The organism is Chitinophaga polysaccharea (assembly GCF_902150045.1).
Classification (GTDB): Bacteria; Bacteroidota; Bacteroidia; order Chitinophagales; family Chitinophagaceae; genus Chitinophaga; species Chitinophaga polysaccharea_A.
Map to the genome: position 1 here is coordinate 910,878 of NZ_CABFVU010000002.1, position 19,328 is coordinate 930,205.

Genomic DNA, 19,328 nt, shown 5'->3' on the forward strand with positions numbered 1-19,328 from the left:
CACCGGCTTTGCGCTTTTTTATTAAATTGCAGCCATGTCACAATTTTGGAAAAGTATAGCAGGAGTCGCTGCCCTCAGCCTGTTACAATGTTTGCAGCTCAGCGCTCAGGACACAGCCCGCTATAAAGGAATGACGGTTAACCTGGATGAAGTGATTGTAGCTGCAAAGCGTATAGGCTTCGACGTTAACAGCTTTATAAAAAGGGTAGAAGATGACACCACTTTTTACCGCGCATTTAAAAACCTGCATATTGTAGGATTTGATGCTATCAATGATATACAGGTACTGGGCAAAAATGCACAGGTACAGGCCTCGCTGTATAATCAAACCCACCAGGAAATAAAAGGAAAATGCCGCACTATGCAGGTATCCAATGAAAAGGTGACCGGCGATTTCTATACCCGCAAAGGAAATTATAACTACTATACTGCCGAATTATATGCTAACCTGTTCTTCACCAAGGGCACTGTATGCACTGATGAACAGGGGGAAGATCCCGATCGTTCAAGTGGCAGCCTGGCACGGCATAAGGCGCAGCTGAAGCAGCTGATCTTTAATCCGGGGAAGCCTATACGGGGCGTACCCATTGTGGGATCCAAAGTAGCCATTTTTAACAGTGAGGTAATGCGGTTCTACGATTTTTCCATTACTGCCGAAAACTATGTGGACGGTACCTCCTGTTATGTGTTTACAGCTAAAACAAAGCCGGGCCTGAACCGGATCGACCGGGCAGATGTGGTGATCGACGAGCTTATCACCTGGTTTAATAAGGAGAATTTTGAGATAGTAGGCCGCAAGTATGCCCTTTCCTATAAAACGATGCTGTTTGATTTTAATGTGAAGATGAATGTGCAGATGACCAAATACAATGGCCTCCTGATCCCCGCCCTGGTTACCTATAACGGCACCTGGAATGTGCCTTTCAAAAAAAGGGAAACAGCCGTTTTTGCGGCAAAATTCCTCAATTTCACCGGTGCACAGTAACCAATTTAATTCACCAGCGTGATGGTCCCTGTTTTATGTACAGCAAACCGGGTGATCGCTTCTTTATAATCCACTATCCACACATAGGTGGCAATATCCGCTAAAGTGCCATTCACACGCCCGTTCCAGCCTACCTGCGGATCGGTGGTGTAAAAGACCCGTTCTCCCCAGCGGTTATATATGCTAAGGGTATAATCGTATATGGGGCACCGGTATACCGGCCGGAAATAATCATTCCTTCCATCCCCGTTGGGAGAAAAGGCAGTAGGGAAAAACAACTGGCATTCGCAATCGTGATATTTTACTTCTACAGAATCAACAGACGTTCCGCAACTATTGGTAGCCACCATGGCGTAAAACCCGGGCCGCGTAACAGTATACATTGGTGTGCTGGTGCTGTCCTGCCATTTGTAAATGCCGCCGCCCGCGCCGGTAGCGCGCAGCTGATATACTTCATTCCTGCAAAGCAGTGTATCAGGACCGAGGTTTACCCGGAGCGTATCTTCAAATTTTACTGAGATGCTGTCCATGGATTCGCAGCGGCCTATTTGTGCGTGCACGTAATAGAAGCCGGGCTTGGTGACGTAATAGGTGGCCTGGTCGGAGCCATCCTGCCAGAGGTATTGGCCATTGCCAAAATCAGCTGTAAGCACCAGGAAGTTGCCTTTGCAGATACTGGTGTCGTTACCGAGGTCCAGTTTTTTTAAGCGGTTATAGTTAATGAAGATGGTATCTACCACGCTGCAGGTATTGTTGATCTCTACCAGCGCCCAAAGGTTGGTGGTATTGCTGATGGTAACGACGGGAGTGGTAGCGCCTGTGCTCCATTCCCAGGCAGTGGCTTCGGGAATGCTGGGAGCCACACGAATAGACTCACCGGGGCATAGCAGCGTATCCGGCCCCAGTGAAAAAGGATAAGGCGTGCCTGTAAAGGTAATGGTGATCTCGTCTGACATGGTGGGGCATCCTTTCGGGAACACATCTACATGATAAGTGCCCGAGGTATACACATCCTGCGTGGGCTCTGTATTGCCGGTATTCCAGAGATAGGTGCAGTTTTGCGCGGTGGCATCCAAAGCAATATGCTCACCGGTGCATAGTATAAGATCTTTGCCAAGGTCAATTTCGGGAATGGGTGTATAAAACACATTCACAGAATCAGGATTGGGGCAACCGTTTATTTTTACTTTATAGGTAGCGGAAGTATCCACAAGGATGCTGCTGTTGGTAGAGCTGTCCTGCCAGAGATAGGTAGCGCCGGGAATAACGGGAGCCTGCAAGGTCATAGTGCCGCCTTCACACAGGGTAATGTCCTGGTCGCCCAGGTCAAAGATCACCGGCGTAACAATGGTAACAGGTTGCACGGTAGTATCCGGAACGCCGTTGCGCCAGGCTATGAGGGTATCGGTATATGTGCCGGTGCTGGTGTAAATATGCCAGGCACGCATGCTGCGGGAGGAGTCTTTATCTCCTGAAGCAGGATCATTAAAGAACCATTTTACCGAGTCGATGCCCGCAGGATTAATGATCAGGAAAAAAGAAGTGTCGTTCACACAGGTAGAAGATACTGCAAAGGGAGTGTTCTGAGCGGCGGCTTTGTTGATAAACATGCTGCATACCAGGAAAACCGGTACAAGGAATAAGGATCGACAGAAAGTAGATATTTGGTCTCTCATGCAATTGACATGGGTAATTGCTGCTAAGATAACCTAAACATGTAGAATATTTATAATAATAAATATGATTTTTATGATAAGACGATTTTAGCGGAGCATTGCTCAGCTAAAATCGTTGCGGGCTGGTTATTCCCCATCGTCTTTCAGCGGTCTTGCTGAAATATATCTTCTCCATTTTTCCAGGACGGAGGTAAAGTCGGATGGTAACTGGCTTTCGAAATGCATTTTTTCGCGGGTGCGCGGGTGTATAAAGCCCAGTTGTTGCGCATGCAGGGCGTGACGGGGCATTATATCAAAGCAGTTTTCCACAAACTGTTTGTATTTCGTGTATACGGTTCCTTTAACGATGCGGTTGCCGCCATAGGTTTCATCGTTGAACAGGGAATGACCGATATGCTGCATGTGTACGCGGATCTGGTGGGTGCGGCCGGTTTCCAGCCGGCATTCGACCATGGTTACATAATTGAACCGTTCCAGTACACGGTAATGGGTAATGGCTTCCTTGCCGTATTCGCCGTCGGGGTAAGCGTCCATGATCTTGCGCAGGCGTTGGTGGCGGCCTACATGGGCTACAACGGTACCTTCATCTTCTTCAAAGTCCCCCCATACCAGGGCAATATAACGTCTGTGCACAGTGTGGTCAAAGAATTGTTTGGCCAGGTCGTTCATCGCTTTATCGGATTTGGCGATCACCAGCAGCCCGCTGGTGTTTTTATCGATACGGTGCACCAGTCCGAAGCGGGGCAGCTCAGGTTCGGTAGCCTGGGTTTTATCGCCCAGGTACCAGGAGAGGCCGTTCACGAGTGTGCCATCCCGATTGCCGCAGCCGGGGTGTACTACCAGGCCGGCGGGTTTGTCGATGACCATTATATCGTCGTCTTCATATACAATATTCAGCGGCAGTTCCTGTGGAATGATATCTGTATTTTCCGGGTTCCTGTTGGAAAACACAACGATCCTGTCCAGCGGCCTGATCTTGTAATTGGCTTTAACGGGTTTGTCGTTCACCAATACCATTTCACCATCCAGGGCCTGCTGGATTTTATTGCGGGTAGCGCCTTCTATGCGGTTAGTAAGGAATTTATCAATACGGACGGGCTCCTGGCCTTTATCTACCACCATATTGATCTTTTCATACAGTTCCTCGCTGCCATCCCCGTTATCCAGCTCATCTTCCAGTTCCAGCAATTCTTCAGCCATTAATACAATTTTTTGCAAAGGTAAAGTTTAGTTGGCAGTTTAGCGGCCCCGGGGTAAATGTTCTGTATCACGGCGATTTGGCGTACCTTTGCGCAGCTGAAAAAGACCAATATGATCATGGACAAAGCAAAGCAGAAGATTGTTGTAAAAGACCTCGGCGTGATAGATTACCAGGCAGCCTGGGATTACCAGGAGCAGTTGCTGAAGGAGAATGTGCAGTTGAAAACCCGCGTGGCTGGTCAGTTATCGGGAGCTACTACCAATTACCTGTTGTTTTGCGAACATCCTCCTGTGTATACCATTGGTAAAAGCGGGCATATAGAAAACCTGCTCATCTCCCAGGAGGAGCTGCAGGAGCGGGGTATAGGCTTTGTGCCTACCAACCGCGGCGGCGATATTACTTTTCATGGCCCCGGCCAGGTGGTGGGCTATCCTATCCTGGATCTCGAAAATTTCTTTACTGATATCGGCAAATACCTGCGTTGCCTGGAAGAGGTGATCATCCGCACCCTGGCGGAGTACGGGGTAACCGGCGATCGCTCTGCCGGGGAAACCGGTGTGTGGCTGGACCCGCACGATAAAGCAAAGGCCCGTAAAATATGTGCTATGGGCGTACGCTGCAGCCGCTGGGTAACCATGCATGGTTTTGCGCTGAATGTAAATATCCTGATGGATTACTTCAATAACATCATTGCCTGTGGCATTGCCGACAAGCAGGTGGCCTCACTGGACAGGGAAGTGGGCGGCCCGGTAAGCCTTGAAGAGGTGAAAGCGAAGCTGAGCAGGCATTTCGGTGAGGTGTTCAGTGCCGAAATGGTATAGCCTTACATTTTATAGTTCAGTGGAATAAACAGGCTCCATTTCTCCTTTAATTTTCCTTCCTCGAATATTTCGAAGTTGAACCATCCTGCGTGCATAAAAATGGCTTTCTCCAGTATAAGGAAAGGCGCTTTTACCTGGTCTATATCAAAAAGGAAAGTGCCGTTGGCTTCATAGAACTTAACGGAGTATTTTTTCTGCGGGGCGTCCGGCAGTTTTATGTTGACGTTACCATCGGCGGTAGTGTAAATGTAGTTGGAGGGATGCCAGGAAACTCTTTCAGGCTCCCTGTTCTCCTGTTCTTTACCCCTCAGTCCTCTTGAGGCGTCCATAATATCGGCATATTGCAGCTTCTGGTCTGCACGTATAGTGCTGTCCGACAGGGCCAGCACGGTTTTACTGTACATGAAGCGCCCGTTGGTGAACAGTATAAAGAGGCGGTAGTAATTGGTACCGGGCAATGGTTTATTATCGAGATAGGCGTTCCTTGTTTGAGTAGGATAGCTGGCGTAGCCGATGGTATTAAAGTTCAGCACGCTGTCGAGCGAGCGCTGTACGCCTATTTCCTTTACCTGGGTGAAACCGGAGATCCAGTCCAGTTGTATTCTGCCGGTTTTGATAGAAGCGGTAAAATTAGGCAACACAGGCGGCACAAACTCCTGTGCCTGTGCATTTCCGGCAAATCCTGTCAATAAAAAAATTCCAATAACAAAAGTTATACGCACAAACTGCTTCATACTGATTATTCCGTGAGCTCTTAAAGTTGGCAAAAATACACTACCGTTCAAATATAATGAACAGTTTTTAAAAGGATAGAACGCCGGGAGGGAGAGAAAGATTGCCCTGAAGGCCGCCGGTATGTATCAGCAGTACCTTGCTGTTTTCCGGGAAGTAGCCCTGCTGCGCCAGTTCACGGAAAGCCATTACCAGTTTACCTGTGTAAATAATGTCTGTGGGGATGCCTGTTTCGTTGTAAAAACTATTGATAAAATCTATAAGGGCGGGCGTTTTTTTTGCATAGCCGCCACCGTGGTGCCCGTATAAAAGCTGCCAGTGGCTGGTACCACCGGGTTGGAGCAGGCCGGCTACTTCTTTTTCAAGGTATTGTGCGCCTTTCAGCACCGGGATGCCGGTTACCTGCTGATAGGGCTGCGCGCTGTTGATAAGACCTGCGAGGGTAGTACCGGTGCCTGCTGCACAGAGGATATGTGTGAAGCCGATGGCGGGGAGTACCGAAAGGATCTCCCCGCAACCTTTGGCGCCTGCTGCATTGTGCCCGCCTTCCGGAACAATATGGTAATGGGGAAACATCATTTCCCAGGTATTGGCCGCTTTGCCGCTGCGGTAGTCTTCACGGCTCACGAAAACCAGTTCCATACCATTATTTTCTGCGGTTTGCAGGGTGTGATTAAGGTGTTTATGATGTTCTTCTCCTCTTATAACTCCTGTGCAGTGCAGGCCGGCTTCCTTACAGGCCAGGGCGGTGGCGGCAATATGGTTGGAGTAGGCGCCGCCGTAAGTAAGGATGCCCCTGCAGTTATTTGCTTTGGCTGCCGCGATGTTGTATTTCAGTTTAAACCATTTATTCCCTGATATTTCCGGGTGTATCTTATCCAGGCGGAGCATACCGGCGCTGAGGTGCGCCGGCAGCCAGCTGGTTTGAAACGGGTCGAGGGTAATATGATCGTAAGAAAGCATGCGCGGTTCGGGTGATTGATTAATCGTTCGTCAGGAAGCCGCCCTGACCCCTGTACAATTTTACGGGTTTATCCAGCTTCACTTTCAGTACGGTGATGTATTTGTCGTGCACATTTTCCGGTACATTGATGAATACCAGTCCGGGTACCGGGCTCCAGGAAATTTTGCCTACTACTTTATGTGTAAGCTGGCTGTTATTGCCCAGCACGGTGATGTTTTCAATTTTATTGGACAGGCCTTTTACCATTACCTGGCCGCTGGTTTTGGCGGGAAGGAACAGGTAAAGGGTGGTGGAATCTTTAGACAGGGTAGTAGGGCCATAGAAGTGACCCTGGGGGATACCGCCGATGGTATTGAACACAGCTTCGCCGTTGCGTTGGTTCCAGGCGCCCAGTTCTTTCAGCACGTTTACTTCTTCTTCGGGGATGCTGCCATCGGCTTTGGGGCCGATATCGAGGAGAAGATTACCGCCGTTGCTTACTGCATCCACGAAGATGGTAATGATCTCAAAGGGTGTTTTCCAGTTGGTATCCTGTGGCTGCCAGCCCCAGTTGCTGTTGATGGTCATGCAAAGTTCCCACCAGTGGTACTTCGGGCGTGACACGGGAAAATTCTGTTCCGGGGTTTCATAATCGCCATAGCCTTGTAAACGCCCGTTGATAATGGTGTTGGGATTATGGGAGGTGAGCATCTGCCGCATTTTGGGCGCTTCCCATTCCTCTGCGGAATGTTCCCAGTCGCCATCGAACCACCAGAGGTCCGGGTTGAACTTCGTCATTACTTCCGCCATTTGTCCTTCGTAGAACTTCAGGAAGCGCTGCCATCTTTCAGGCTGTGCTTTGATATCGTAGCGGTTACTGTCTTTCAGGAACTGCGGATAATCATTGTGGCTCCAGTCGATCAGGGAAAAATAGGCACCACATTTGATGCTATCGCGCCGCAAAGCCGCGTAGAAAGGCGTGAGCACATCTCTTTTCGCCGGCGTACTGTTAACAACATCCAGTTTACTGTATTTGCTGTCCCACAGGGCCACGCCATCGTGGTGTTTGGTGGTCATTACCGCGTAGCGGGCGCCGGATGCTTTGATAAGATCGGCCCATGCCTGGGGGTTGTACTTATTTGCAGTAAAGCCTTTGAGCTGCTGCATGTAATCGGGGTAAGATATTTTTTTGTTGTGGAATGACCAGGATTCATCTACTCCTTTAACTGAGTAGATGCCCCAGTGGATGAAAATGCCCAGTTTGGCATCAGCAAACCACTGCATTTTTTCTTTGATGTCATCCGGATTTGTTTTCTGTTGCGCATTGGCAGCGGTGAAAAGCTGCATGGCAAAGGCTCCCAGCACTAATAATCTCTTCATTGTTCAGTTTAATTAATCTTTAAAAAAGGGCACTACTACAAAAAGAAAGTGTGAAAATAGTTTTAATGATTAAATTTAGCGCCGATATTTTTAGGTAAATAGTTGACACTTTATAAAACTAATATCAGAAAAATGCAACCGACTTTATTGATTCTGGCGGCCGGTATGGCCAGCCGATACGGCAGTTTAAAGCAAATCCAGAAATTTGGCCCCAGCGGTGAAACTATCATCGATTACTCTATTTACGACGCTATCAGCGCCGGTTTTGGAAAAATAGTGTTCATCATCCGCGAGAATTTTGCAGCAGATTTCAAAGAGATCTTTGAACCGAAGCTCAAAGGCCGCGTGGCTGTTGATTTTGTATACCAGGAAATGGATGCTTTTTTAGATGGTCATACAGTGCCTGCTGACAGGACCAAACCATGGGGTACTGCCCATGCGGTTCTTTGCGCGAAAAACGCTATCAATGAGCCATTTGCAGTGATCAATGCAGATGATTTCTATGGTACCGATGCTTTTGTTAAGATGGCGGAGTTCCTGAACAACGGCTGTAAGCCCAACGTATACAGCGTGGTAGGGTATGAGCTGGGCAAAACGATCAGTGAGCATGGTTCTGTTTCCCGCGGTGTATGCGAAGTGAGCACAGACGGGAACCTGGCGGCTATCAATGAAAGGACCAAGATATACCCGGAGAATGGACAGATCGTTTACGAAGAGGCAGATGGCAGCAAGCACCCGCTGGCGGCCAATACGCCGGTATCCATGAACTTCTGGGGATTCCATCCGAGTGTATTTGAGCTGAGCCAGGGCCTTTTCAGCGAGTTTTTGGAGAAGAACAGCAGCAATCCTAAATCTGAATTCTTTATTACAATTGTAGCCGATGAATTTACCCGCCGTGGCATTGGCACGGTGAAGGTGATACCTACCAGTGCAAAATGGTTTGGCGTTACCTATAAAGAAGATGCACCAGGCGTGCAGGCCAGCTTATCGGCGCTGGTTGAGAATGGAGAATATCCAGACAATTTATGGAAATAAAACCCAACAAAAGCATCCTTCAGGCTTTTGGACTTGAGCCTGAAGGATTAAATGTCCGAAAATTTGGATCAGGACACATCAACAACACTTTTTTGTTAGAAAAAAAGCAGGACGGCAGTAACTACGTTTTACAAAAGATCAATGTAAACGTATTTAAGGAACCAGGAGTCATCGCCGCCAACCAGAGAATGGCAGCAAACTATCTGGCAGTACATCATCCCGGCTATCTGTTTATTACGCCGATCCCCACGGTTAACGGGGAAGAGCTCTTTGTAATTGACAACGAATACTGGAGATTGATCCCTTTTATTGCGGATTCCGTAACGGTGGATCAGGCCGACAACCCAAAGCAGGCGTATGAAGCAGCCAGACAATTTGGCCGCCTCGCCAGTTACCTTTCGGGTATTGACCTGAAGCCGTTTAAAGCTTCGATTCCAAACTTTCACAACCTGACCCTCCGGTACAGTGCTTTCCAGGAAGCGATCCGGACGGCGAAGGACGACAGGAAAGTTGCAGCAGAAGAGATGATTGAAGATTTCCTCCGCTATTCTGACATCGCAGTAACGTATGAACAACTGAAAACAAATCCTGAATTCAGGGATCATCTGATGCACCACGATACCAAAATCAATAACGTATTGCTCAACAAGGATACTTATGAAGGTATTTGTGTATGTGATTTAGATACCCTGATGCCCGGAAAAATCATCTCAGATCTCGGCGACATGATACGCACTTATGTTTGTCCTGTGTCTGAAGAAGAAAGGGATTTCAGCCAGATCGTTATCCGCGAAGAATACTACGAAGCCCTTATGCAGGGGTATCTCGCAGAGATTGGCGGTACTTTGACAAAAGTAGAAAAGGAACAATTGTTCTTTGCCGGGAAGTTCATGATCTACATGCAGGGGATACGCTTCCTCACCGATTATCTGAATGGTGATGTGTATTATCCCATCAAGTATCCGACACACAATTACGACCGCGCAAAGAACCAGCTGGTTTTACTGCAGCGGCTCATGGAAAAAGAAACGGTACTGCAGGATATCATCGACAAATGCCTGCATGTAAACGTAGCAAGTGAACAGTAAATGAAATCATTTTTTAGAACGTGAACAGTAATGAAATGAAATCATTTTATCCCGGTGCTTCCTGCACCGGGATTTTTTTTGCGGATTTTGTCTTGGTTCAGGATTTAGATGATTACACTGATTTTATTTTTTTGACTTTAAGGGTTGGAATTTCCAATGTATACCTGCTTTGGACTCCCCAATGCCTGAAAAATCTAAAAAAATAAAATCAGTGTAATCATCTAAATCCTGGAAAAGACAAAATCCGCGTCTTTTTTACACAAAACCGGTAGATTAATTTATAAGGATCATGCAATTTGTTTAGAAAATACGCAGCTATTCGTTTGTTTTTTTAAATATTTTCAAAAACCTTTAATGTGATTGATTTTTTACTAAATATTGGGTGTGTTATTGTTTTTTATTTTTTTCACAGATACTTTTGTAGAAACGCTAAAGAAAATAAGGACCTCCATGTGGGTAAATAAAGACAATATAAAACTTAATCACATCGTACCTCAGCTCAACTGGGCTATCACGAAGGTCGTGATTATCGTCGTTGTCATTATTAGCCACCAGTATGGAGGATAGGTAAACGTGCATATAATCACAAAATATAACGCCTTCCTCCGCAAAGAGGGAGGCTTTTTTTTGGACTGTATATTCCTGGTATAATTTCAATTTTATGTATAGCTATTACAACGACAACACCATTCTTTACATCAACGGTGAGTACACCAAAGCAAATGCTGCTACAACTGACCTGTATGGCCAGTCGCTCCACTACGGCTATGCTGTTTTTGAAGGCATCCGCGCCTACAAGACCGCAAGCGGCGAAGTGAAGATCTTTAAAGCAAAAGAACACTTCGACCGTTTGAAGCGCTCCTGCGAGCTGATCCACATCCCCTACAAATTTAATAACGAAGAGCTGATCGCCGCTTGTTATAAAGTACTGGAGATGAATAACATGGAAGAAGCCTATATCCGCCCGCTGGTTTTCTGTCCGCCGAATATGACACTGAAAGCCGCCGCCGAATCGCACATCCTGATCTGTGCATGGGAATGGGGGGCATACCTGGGAGAAAAGCTGCTGCGTGTTATGACCTCCTCCTACGAGCGACCGAATCCAAAAGCCTTTAAAATAGAATCCAAATCTGCCGGTCTTTATGTAAACTCGATACTGGCCTCGCAGGAAGCAAAAGAAAAAGGTTACGATGAAGCGCTGCTGCTGGATATGAATGGTTACGTTGCAGAAGGCCCCGGTGCTAACATCTTCTTTGAAAAAGACGGCAAAATATACACTCCTCCCGCCGGTAACATCCTCCCAGGCATCACCCGCGCCACTGTTATCGAACTTTGCCAGGAACTGAATATCCCACTGGAAGAAAAATTATTTACCATCCCTGAGTTAAAAGAAGCTGAATGCGCTTTCTTCTGCGGTACTGCAGCAGAAGTGATCGGTCTCGACTCCCTGGACGGCCAGTCTTTCAGCAAACCATGGGCACAGTCGCTCGGAAAATTACTCCAACAGGCCTATAAAGCCAGAGTGCTGGAAAAATCATTTCAACGCGAAGCACAATTAGCATAACCGTTGGCTGTTAGCTGTTAGCATCTGCTAAAATGCTAACAGCTAACAGTTAAAATCCTTTGAAGGTCGTAAATCGAAAAACTTACAATCCTTTACAGTAAAGGGTTTTGAAGTTAAAAAGGCAGATTTGAAGACCGGTAAATTGGAATAAGTTGGTTTGAATTTGACGACGTCACCGGGTAATTTGTGCAGAGTTTTTAAAATAGGGCACCTATAAACACCTGTAATCGGGGTAATAACAAAAAGCAATGGAATTAAATAAATACAGCAAGACGATCACACAAGACCCTACGCAACCAGCTGCGCAGGCACAATTGTATGGAATTGGTTTAACAGAAGAAGATCTGAAAAAGGCACAGGTAGGTATCGTTAGCATGGGCTACGATGGCAATACCTGCAATATGCACCTGAATGATCTGGCAAAGGACGTAAAAAAAGGCGTCTGGGCAAACGACCTGGTCGGACTCATTTTCCATACTATTGGCGTCAGCGATGGCATGAGCAATGGTACGCCGGGAATGCGCTATTCCCTCGTTAGCCGTGATCTGATTGCAGATTCCATTGAAACCGTTGCAGGAGCGCAGTATTACGATGCGCTGATCACCGTTCCCGGATGCGATAAGAACATGCCCGGTTCCCTGATGGCTATGGGTCGCCTCAACCGCCCTTCTATCATGGTTTACGGCGGTACCATCGCCCCCGGAAAATATAAAGGCCAGGATCTCAACATCATCTCAGCATTTGAAGCGCTGGGCCAGAAAATGGCAGGCAAGCTGGATGAAGGCGATTTCAAAGGCATTGTACAGAATTCCTGCCCCGGCGCCGGCGCCTGTGGCGGTATGTACACCGCTAATACCATGTCTTCCGCTATCGAAGCACTCGGTATGAGCCTCCCCTACAGCTCATCCAACCCCGCATTGAGCCAGGACAAAAAAGATGAATGTATCGCTGCCGGTAAATACATCCGCCTGCTCCTTGAAAGAGATATTAAGCCCCGCGACATCATGACGAAAGAGGCGTTTGAAAACGCGCTCACCATCATCATGGCCCTGGGTGGCAGCACCAATGCCGTACTGCATTTCATTGCCATCGCAAAATCAGTAGGCGTCAATATTAAACTGGATGATTTTCAGCGTATCAGCGACAAAACACCGCTGATCGCCGATCTGAAGCCAAGTGGTAAGTACCTGATGGAAGACCTCCACAACATTGGTGGGGTTCCGCTGGTAATGAAATACCTCCTGAAAAAAGGATTTATCCACGGTAACTGTATGACCGTTACCGGTAAAACAATAGCCGAGAACCTGGAAAACGTGGCAGACATAGATTTCAGCACACAGGATATCATTGTGCCGCTGGAAAAACCACTGAAACCAACCGCCCACATCCAGATCCTTTACGGAAACCTCGCTACTGAAGGCTCTGTAGCCAAGATCACCGGTAAGGAAGGCGAACGTTTCAGAGGCCCTGCCCGTGTATTCGACGGCGAATTTGAACTGATTGCAGGTATTACTTCCGGTAAAGTGAGAGAGGGAGATGTGGTCGTCATCCGCCAGGTAGGCCCGAAAGGCGCTCCCGGTATGCCGGAAATGCTGAAGCCTACCAGCGCCATCATGGGTGTGGGACTTGGCAAAAGCGTAGCCCTCATCACCGATGGCCGTTTCTCCGGTGGTACCCACGGGTTTGTGGTAGGCCATATTACCCCGGAAGCTTTTGAAGGGGGAAATATTGCACTCGTAAAAGACGACGATATCATCGAAATAGACGCAACGAAGAACTTTATCAATGTAGAGATCAGTGACGAAGAGCTGGCCTCAAGAAGGGCCGCATGGAAGCAACCTGCATTGAAAGTAACCAATGGAATCTTATTTAAGTACGCAAAACTTGTAAAAAATGCAACAGAAGGATGTGTTACCGATGAAGCCTGAGATAGCAGATAAGCAGTTAGCTGTAAAGCCTGTGATTACAGGCTCCGAAGCTGTGATCCGTTCCCTGATCGAAGAAGGAGTGGACACTATTTTCGGGTATCCGGGCGGGGCGATCATGCCTATTTATGATGCCCTCTACGATTTCCAGGATCGGGTTCATCACATTCTCGTCCGGCACGAACAGGGTGCCACGCATGCTGCACAGGGTTATGCACGTAGCTCCGGCAAGGTGGGCGTAGCTTTTGCTACATCCGGCCCGGGCGCCACCAACCTGGTTACTGGCCTGGCCGACGCTTATATGGACAGTACCCCCATGGTTTGCATAACCGGCCAGGTAGCCGCCGCCCTGTTAGGAACTGATGCATTCCAGGAAACAGACGTGATCGGTATCACCATGCCTATCACCAAGTGGAATATACAGGTAACCCGCCCGGAAGATATTCCCGGCGCAATAGCCAAAGCATTTTACATTGCCCGCAGCGGCCGTCCGGGCCCTGTGCTGGTGGATATCACCAAAAACGCACAGTTCGGGGAATTTGAATACGAGTACAAAAAATGTGAGTATATCCGCAGCTACCGCCCTATACCTGAATTAAACCAGGAAGCGGTAACAGCAGCTGCAGCACTGATCAACAGCGCTAAGAAGCCATTTATCCTCTGTGGCCATGGCGTACTGTTATCAGGTGCGGAACAGGAACTGATCGCACTGGCAGAAAAAGCACAGATCCCCGTGGGGTCTACTTTACTGGGCCTGTCGGCCGTACCGGTAGATCATCCGCTGTACGTAGGTATGCTGGGTATGCACGGTAACTATGGCCCCAATATGCTTACCGGTGAAGCAGACGTGGTGATTGCGGTAGGCATGCGTTTCGACGACCGTGTAACCGGCGACGTAGGTACCTATGTTCCCAATGCCAAAGTGATACACATCGAAATCGATGCCGCAGAGATCAATAAGATCGTTAAAGCTGATGTAGCCGTTCACGCAGATGCAAAGCCGGCCCTGGCAGCATTGCTCAAACAGGTAAATCCTGCTGAACATGCAGCCTGGCTGGAAGAATTCCGCGCCGCAGATAAAAAAGAATACGATAAGGTACAGCATGCAGAACTGTATCCGCAGGAAGGCGAACTGAAAATGGCGGAGGTGATCCGCCTGATCTCAGAGAAAACCAAAGGCGAAGCAGTACTGGTAACAGATGTTGGACAGCACCAGATGGTGGCCTCCCGCTACTATCGTTTCAAAAACCCCAATACCAATGTCACCTCCGGTGGAATGGGTACCATGGGCTTTTCGCTGCCGGCAGCTATGGGCGCCAAAACAGGTACGCCCGAAAAAGAAGTAGTAGCTATCATCGGTGATGGTTGCTTCCAGATGACGCTCCAGGAACTGGGCACTATTCATCAGTCACAGATCGGTGTGAAGATAGTGATCCTGAACAATAACTTCCTGGGAATGGTAAGACAATGGCAGCAACTGTTTTTTGACAGGCGCTATTCCTCCACTGAAATGGTCAATCCCGATTTTGTACAGGTTGCCAAAGGATTTTATATCCCCGGTAAAAAAGTAACAGCAAGGGAAGATATATCCGCCGCTATTGATGAAATGCTGGCGCACAAGGGCGCTTATCTGCTGGAAGTAGTAGTGGAAAAAGAAGATAACGTATTCCCTATGGTGGCCGCAGGCGCTCCCATTACCAGCATCCGGCTGGAGTAGCAGCGCCCGGAGGATTCATATTGATCATTTGTAATTCACAACAGGTATATGCAAAAAGAATATACAGTAACGGTATATACGGAAGATCGTATAGGTATAACCAACCGTATCACTATCATATTTACCCGCAGGGGCATCAATATCACCAGCTTAACCACCGCTGAAACAGAAATTCCCGGTGTGTATAAGTTCGTAATAACGGTGATGTCTACACGTGAGAAGCTGGATAAGGTAGTAGGACAGATAGAAAGACTGATTGAAATTCACCGTGCTTTTGTGCATGAAGAAGATGAGGTGGTGTACCAGGAACTGGCACTGTACAAGATTTCTACCAGGTCGTTACATACAGGTGATATCGAAAGACTGATACGTGAAAACAATGCGCGTATCCTGACGATCACCGCAGATTATTTTGTGATCGAGAAAACCGGCCACCAGCAGGAGCTGACAGACTTTATCAAGAAACTGGAGCCATATGGCCTGATAGAGTATACAAAGAGTGGCAGGGTGGCCATTGTGAAATGGAGCCGCCGTTTTCACGAGCATCTGAAAGAATTGCATACACAGGAAGCTCCCGGCATTTAGCCGTTGCTTCCGGCAAATAACTGGCTGCCGGCCAGCGCTGGCAGCTGATCTTTTAATCATTATTCATTCAAATCACATCTCAGCTAATAGCTGACAGCTAGTAGCTAAAAGCTAAAAAAACAACACATGGCAACCATCAATTTTGGAGGGGTACTCGAACAAGTAGTAACCAGAGAAGAATTCCCTATGGAAAAAGCAAGGGAAGTGCTGAAGAACGAAGTGATTGCAGTTATTGGTTATGGCGTACAAGGTCCTGGCCAGGCACTGAACCTGAAAGACAATGGCTTTAATGTTATTGTAGGTCAACGTAAAAATTCCAAAACCTGGGATAAAGCAGTTGCTGATGGCTGGGTTCCCGGCGAAACTTTATTCGATATCGAAGAAGCTGCACAGAAAGGTACTATCATCCAGTTCCTGCTGTCTGATGCCGGACAGATCACCCTGTGGCCTACTTTAAAGCAACATCTGACCCCTGGTAAGGCACTGTACTTCTCTCACGGTTTCGGTATTACCTATAAAGAACAAACCGGTATCATTCCTCCAGCTGATGTAGACGTAATCCTGGTAGCTCCGAAAGGCTCCGGTACTTCCCTTCGCCGCTTGTTCCTGGCTGGTCAGGGACTGAACTCCAGCTTCGCTATCTTCCAGGATGCCACAGGCCGTGCTAAAGAACGCGTAGTAGCGCTGGGTATCGGTGTTGGTTCCGGCTACCTGTTTGAAACAGATTTCAAGAAAGAAGTATACTCCGATCTGACCGGCGAACGCGGTTCCCTCATGGGTTGTATCCAGGGTATCTTCGCTGCTCAATACGAAACACTGCGCAAGAATGGTCACTCCCCTTCTGAAGCATTCAACGAAACAGTAGAAGAACTGACCCAGTCACTGATGCCACTGGTAGCAGAAAATGGTATGGACTGGATGTATGCTAACTGCTCTACTACTGCCCAGCGTGGTGCGCTCGACTGGTGGAAGAAGTTCAAAGCAGCTACCCAGCCTGTATTTGATGAACTGTATGCCAGCGTTGCTGCAGGTAAAGAAGCTGCCCGTTCTATCGCTTCCAACAGCACCCCGGATTACCGCGAGAAGCTGAACGAAGAACTGAAAGAGCTCCGCGAAAGCGAAATGTGGCAGGCAGGTGCGGCTGTACGCAAGCTGCGCCCTAACAACGCGTAATAGCTATATTATAAATTACAATGGCAAAGCATTTTCGAATTATTGAAATTATTGGCGCTCGTATTTAGTACGGAAGGATATTGCTTTCTTATACTGAATACAGGTTCCATGATTTCGATAATCCCGAAGATGCTTTGCCTTTTGTATTAATTACATTTTATGTCTGAAGTAATGAGTAGTGTCAATTCCCTGAATATCCTGGACGCAGCGGTGAAACTGAAACCAATCGTAACCCGCACTCCGCTGATGTATAGCGCTAATCTCTCCCGCCGTTATAACTGTGACGTATATCTGAAAAGAGAGGATATGCAGATTGTACGCTCTTATAAATTGCGTGGCGCCTATAACCTGATCAGCAGCCTGCCTGCTGAGCTCCTGGCCAAAGGCGTTACCTGCGCCAGCGCCGGAAACCACGCCCAGGGCTTCGCCTATGCCTGTAAAGCCATGAACATAAAAGGAGTGGTGTTTATGCCCGTGATCACACCAAAACAAAAAGTTAACCAGGTGAATATGTTTGGCGGCGATCACATAGAGATCCGTCTTGCAGGAGATACCTTCGATGATTGCTCCGCGGAAGCCCAGGCATTTACAAAAGCCAGCGGCATGACTTTTATTCCCCCGTTCGATAATGCAAAAATAATTGAAGGCCAGGGCACTGTGGCAGTAGAGATCCTGGAAGACCAGTCCGCCATCGATTTTCTATTTGTGCCCGTTGGCGGCGGCGGCCTCGTAGCCGGTCTTGGCACTTATTTTAAAACATACAGTCCCAGCACCCGCATCATTGGCGTGGAACCGGAAGGCGCCCCTTCCATGCTCCGGGCATTGGAAAACGGCGGCCCCGTTACCCTCGATGAAATAGAACGCTTTGTAGATGGAGCAGCAGTGAAAAGAGTAGGCACCCTTAATTATGAGATCTGTAAAGACGTGCTGGATAAAATGCACCTGGTACCGGAAGGAAAGGTATGCTCCACCATTCTCCGGTTATACAATGAAGACGCTATTGTGGTAGAGCCCGCAGGTGCGCTCTCTATCGCCGCCCTGGACGATTATGCAGATGCCATCAAAGGGAAAAAAGTAGTATGTGTTGTAAGCGGCAGTAACAACGATATTGACCGTATGCAGGAAATAAAAGAACGTTCACTCCTGTATGAAGGGCTGAAGCATTACTTTATTGTCCGTTTCGCACAGCGCCCAGGTGCGCTGAAAGAATTTGTAAACCACATACTTGGTCCCGATGATGATATCACCAGGTTTGAATATATCCAGAAGCACAATAAGGAAATAGGTCCCGCGCTTGTAGGCGTGGAACTCAGGCGCCGTGAGGATTACGATAAACTGATTGCCAACTGCAGGAAATATAATTTCCAGATCACCGAGCTGAATAAAGACGATAGTTTGTTTGGCTATCTTGTGTGATTAAAACGGGAGGTTGTTTCTTTTTCTGAAGCGGCTTCCCGTTTTACTTTTCCGCCTGTGGTTACCTCCGGAAGATCCAGTAATTCACATTCCTCAATTTTAAGATCTCAGATCTGCCCCCTGCAATAGCCCTTCAGCAATACCGGGCTGCCTTTTAACAGGTACAACTTTGCATGCTACCCTGGTAAGCCACCGGTTAAAACAATTCTTTTACTGTTTTTTCAATAACTTATACAGCAATAGGCAGACAGCTGATTTTTATTTTTGATATAAAATAACAAGATCATGGAGCTTCATTTAAAAGGCAAAGTAGCCATTGTTACCGGTGGCAGTAAAGGAATCGGCAAAGGTATTGCCGCCTCTTTACTGCAGGAAGGCGTTACCGTAGTGATCACCGCCCGTAATGCGGATGAGCTGGAAGATACTGCAGCCATGTTCCGCCTGCAGGGACTGGATGTAATGGCGGTAGTAGCTGATATGACGAAGGAGGCCGACCTGCAGCGGCTGGTTAACACCACAGTGCAGCAGCTGGGCCATATCGATATCCTGGTTAACAATGCCGGTGGTATAGACGCTTTCGGTCCACTGGATACCATCAGCATGGCACAGTGGCGCCAGGTATTTGACGTTAATTTCTTTGGCCTGGTAGCGCTCACCCAACTGGTGATCCCTCATATGAAAAAGCAGGGTGGCGGCAGGATCATCAATATATCTTCTGAAAATGCGGAGCAGCCGGATCCCAATATGGGACATTATAATGCCACCAAAGCAGCGCTGAACAATTATTCCAAAACACTATCGCAGAATTACGGGAAAGATAATATCCTTGTGAACACCGTTTCCCCGGCATTTATCAAAACACCGCTGGTAGATGAAATGCTGGAAGGCATCTCCAAAGAAAAAAATATTTCAATTGCCGAAGCTGCGAGGGTATTTCTTAAAGAGAACCGCCCTTACCAGGTATTGGGGCGTCCTGGTACACCGGGGGAAACCGGCAGCCTGGTGGCATTCCTGGCTTCGGATCATGCTTCCTTTATCACGGGTGCAGTTTTCAGGGTAGATGGCGGATCTGTAGGCGCTGTATAAA

Annotated in this window: 16 protein-coding genes; 11 read left to right on the top strand and 5 right to left on the bottom strand. The window is 47.7% G+C overall.

Annotated features, from left to right (window positions below):
- The first annotated feature begins 34 nt into the window (after positions 1-34).
- Entirely contained in the window at positions 35-985 is a 951-nt protein-coding gene (locus tag FN124_RS18455; protein WP_142686225.1) for a LolA-like protein, read from the top strand.
- 5 nt (positions 986-990) lie between these two features.
- Here FN124_RS18455 and FN124_RS18460 read toward each other — a convergent pair whose 3' ends face one another.
- Positions 991-2,661, bottom strand: a complete 1,671-nt coding sequence (locus FN124_RS18460) for a T9SS type B sorting domain-containing protein (protein ID WP_142686226.1) — start codon at positions 2,659-2,661, stop codon at positions 991-993.
- Positions 2,662-2,787: 126 nt separating this feature from the next.
- Positions 2,788-3,861, bottom strand: coding sequence for an RluA family pseudouridine synthase (locus tag FN124_RS18465; RefSeq protein WP_142686227.1), 1,074 nt, complete (start codon positions 3,859-3,861; stop codon positions 2,788-2,790).
- 117 nt (positions 3,862-3,978) lie between these two features.
- Here FN124_RS18465 and lipB point away from each other — a divergent pair, with 117 nt between their 5' ends.
- Entirely contained in the window at positions 3,979-4,683 is a 705-nt protein-coding gene (gene lipB / locus FN124_RS18470; protein ID WP_142686228.1) for a lipoyl(octanoyl) transferase LipB, read from the top strand.
- A gap of 2 nt (positions 4,684-4,685) precedes the next feature.
- On the opposite strand, the gene FN124_RS18475 is transcribed toward lipB, so the two are convergent.
- The 3 genes from FN124_RS18475 to FN124_RS18485 all read right to left on the bottom strand — a co-directional run bounded on the left by FN124_RS18475 (position 4,686) and on the right by FN124_RS18485 (position 7,738).
- Positions 4,686-5,417, bottom strand: coding sequence for a hypothetical protein (locus FN124_RS18475; protein ID WP_142686229.1), 732 nt, complete (start codon positions 5,415-5,417; stop codon positions 4,686-4,688).
- 67 nt (positions 5,418-5,484) lie between these two features.
- The gene (locus FN124_RS18480) at positions 5,485-6,378 is read right to left on the bottom strand and encodes a 1-aminocyclopropane-1-carboxylate deaminase/D-cysteine desulfhydrase (protein ID WP_142686230.1); all 894 of its coding nucleotides are present in this window, start codon (positions 6,376-6,378) and stop codon (positions 5,485-5,487) included.
- A 19-nt stretch (positions 6,379-6,397) separates the two neighbouring features.
- Entirely contained in the window at positions 6,398-7,738 is a 1,341-nt protein-coding gene (locus tag FN124_RS18485; protein WP_142686231.1) for an alpha-L-fucosidase, read from the bottom strand.
- A gap of 132 nt (positions 7,739-7,870) precedes the next feature.
- Here FN124_RS18485 and FN124_RS18490 point away from each other — a divergent pair, with 132 nt between their 5' ends.
- From FN124_RS18490 to FN124_RS18530, 9 genes are all read left to right on the top strand, one after another.
- Entirely contained in the window at positions 7,871-8,773 is a 903-nt protein-coding gene (locus FN124_RS18490; RefSeq protein WP_142686232.1) for a sugar phosphate nucleotidyltransferase, read from the top strand.
- Positions 8,764-9,861 carry a phosphotransferase enzyme family protein gene (locus FN124_RS18495; RefSeq protein WP_142686233.1) on the top strand — a complete coding sequence of 366 codons (1,098 nt, stop codon included), beginning with the start codon at positions 8,764-8,766 and terminating at the stop codon, positions 9,859-9,861. The genes FN124_RS18490 and FN124_RS18495 overlap by 10 nt, the downstream gene beginning before the upstream one ends.
- 661 nt (positions 9,862-10,522) lie before the next feature.
- Positions 10,523-11,425 (top strand): branched-chain amino acid transaminase, encoded by a 903-nt coding sequence (locus tag FN124_RS18500; RefSeq protein WP_142686234.1) that lies wholly within the window; start codon positions 10,523-10,525, stop codon positions 11,423-11,425.
- Positions 11,426-11,673: 248 nt separating this feature from the next.
- A complete protein-coding gene (gene ilvD / locus FN124_RS18505; RefSeq protein ID WP_142686235.1) occupies positions 11,674-13,353 on the top strand; it encodes a dihydroxy-acid dehydratase in 1,680 nt (559 codons plus the stop codon).
- Positions 13,319-15,067: a biosynthetic-type acetolactate synthase large subunit gene (ilvB, locus tag FN124_RS18510; protein WP_312847230.1), complete on the top strand. Its 1,749-nt coding sequence runs from the start codon at positions 13,319-13,321 to the stop codon at positions 15,065-15,067. Before ilvD ends, ilvB begins: the two co-directional genes overlap by 35 nt.
- A gap of 48 nt (positions 15,068-15,115) precedes the next feature.
- Positions 15,116-15,652 (top strand): acetolactate synthase small subunit, encoded by a 537-nt coding sequence (gene ilvN / locus FN124_RS18515; RefSeq protein WP_142686236.1) that lies wholly within the window; start codon positions 15,116-15,118, stop codon positions 15,650-15,652.
- A 126-nt stretch (positions 15,653-15,778) separates the two neighbouring features.
- The gene (gene ilvC / locus FN124_RS18520) at positions 15,779-16,825 is read left to right on the top strand and encodes a ketol-acid reductoisomerase (RefSeq protein ID WP_142686237.1); all 1,047 of its coding nucleotides are present in this window, start codon (positions 15,779-15,781) and stop codon (positions 16,823-16,825) included.
- Positions 16,826-16,984: 159 nt separating this feature from the next.
- The gene (gene ilvA, locus FN124_RS18525; RefSeq protein WP_142686238.1) at positions 16,985-18,241 is read left to right on the top strand and encodes a threonine ammonia-lyase IlvA; all 1,257 of its coding nucleotides are present in this window, start codon (positions 16,985-16,987) and stop codon (positions 18,239-18,241) included.
- Between the two features lie 285 nt (positions 18,242-18,526).
- Complete coding sequence (locus FN124_RS18530; RefSeq protein ID WP_142686239.1) at positions 18,527-19,327, top strand: SDR family NAD(P)-dependent oxidoreductase; 801 nt, start codon at positions 18,527-18,529, stop codon at positions 19,325-19,327.
- Position 19,328 lies beyond the last annotated feature (1 nt).

Coding starts and splice junctions, on each gene's coding strand:
- FN124_RS18530 (WP_142686239.1), top strand. CDS start 18,527: ATGGAGCTTCATTTAAAAGGCAAAGTAGCCATTGTTACCGGTGGCAGT.
- ilvN (WP_142686236.1), top strand. CDS start 15,116: ATGCAAAAAGAATATACAGTAACGGTATATACGGAAGATCGTATAGGT.
- ilvA (WP_142686238.1), top strand. CDS start 16,985: ATGTCTGAAGTAATGAGTAGTGTCAATTCCCTGAATATCCTGGACGCA.
- FN124_RS18485 (WP_142686231.1), bottom strand. CDS start 7,738: ATGAAGAGATTATTAGTGCTGGGAGCCTTTGCCATGCAGCTTTTCACC.
- ilvC (WP_142686237.1), top strand. CDS start 15,779: ATGGCAACCATCAATTTTGGAGGGGTACTCGAACAAGTAGTAACCAGA.
- lipB (WP_142686228.1), top strand. CDS start 3,979: ATGGACAAAGCAAAGCAGAAGATTGTTGTAAAAGACCTCGGCGTGATA.
- FN124_RS18465 (WP_142686227.1), bottom strand. CDS start 3,861: ATGGCTGAAGAATTGCTGGAACTGGAAGATGAGCTGGATAACGGGGAT.
- FN124_RS18460 (WP_142686226.1), bottom strand. CDS start 2,661: ATGAGAGACCAAATATCTACTTTCTGTCGATCCTTATTCCTTGTACCG.
- FN124_RS18480 (WP_142686230.1), bottom strand. CDS start 6,378: ATGCTTTCTTACGATCATATTACCCTCGACCCGTTTCAAACCAGCTGG.
- ilvD (WP_142686235.1), top strand. CDS start 11,674: ATGGAATTAAATAAATACAGCAAGACGATCACACAAGACCCTACGCAA.
- FN124_RS18475 (WP_142686229.1), bottom strand. CDS start 5,417: ATGAAGCAGTTTGTGCGTATAACTTTTGTTATTGGAATTTTTTTATTG.
- ilvB (WP_312847230.1), top strand. CDS start 13,319: ATGCAACAGAAGGATGTGTTACCGATGAAGCCTGAGATAGCAGATAAG.
- FN124_RS18455 (WP_142686225.1), top strand. CDS start 35: ATGTCACAATTTTGGAAAAGTATAGCAGGAGTCGCTGCCCTCAGCCTG.
- FN124_RS18490 (WP_142686232.1), top strand. CDS start 7,871: ATGCAACCGACTTTATTGATTCTGGCGGCCGGTATGGCCAGCCGATAC.
- FN124_RS18495 (WP_142686233.1), top strand. CDS start 8,764: ATGGAAATAAAACCCAACAAAAGCATCCTTCAGGCTTTTGGACTTGAG.
- FN124_RS18500 (WP_142686234.1), top strand. CDS start 10,523: ATGTATAGCTATTACAACGACAACACCATTCTTTACATCAACGGTGAG.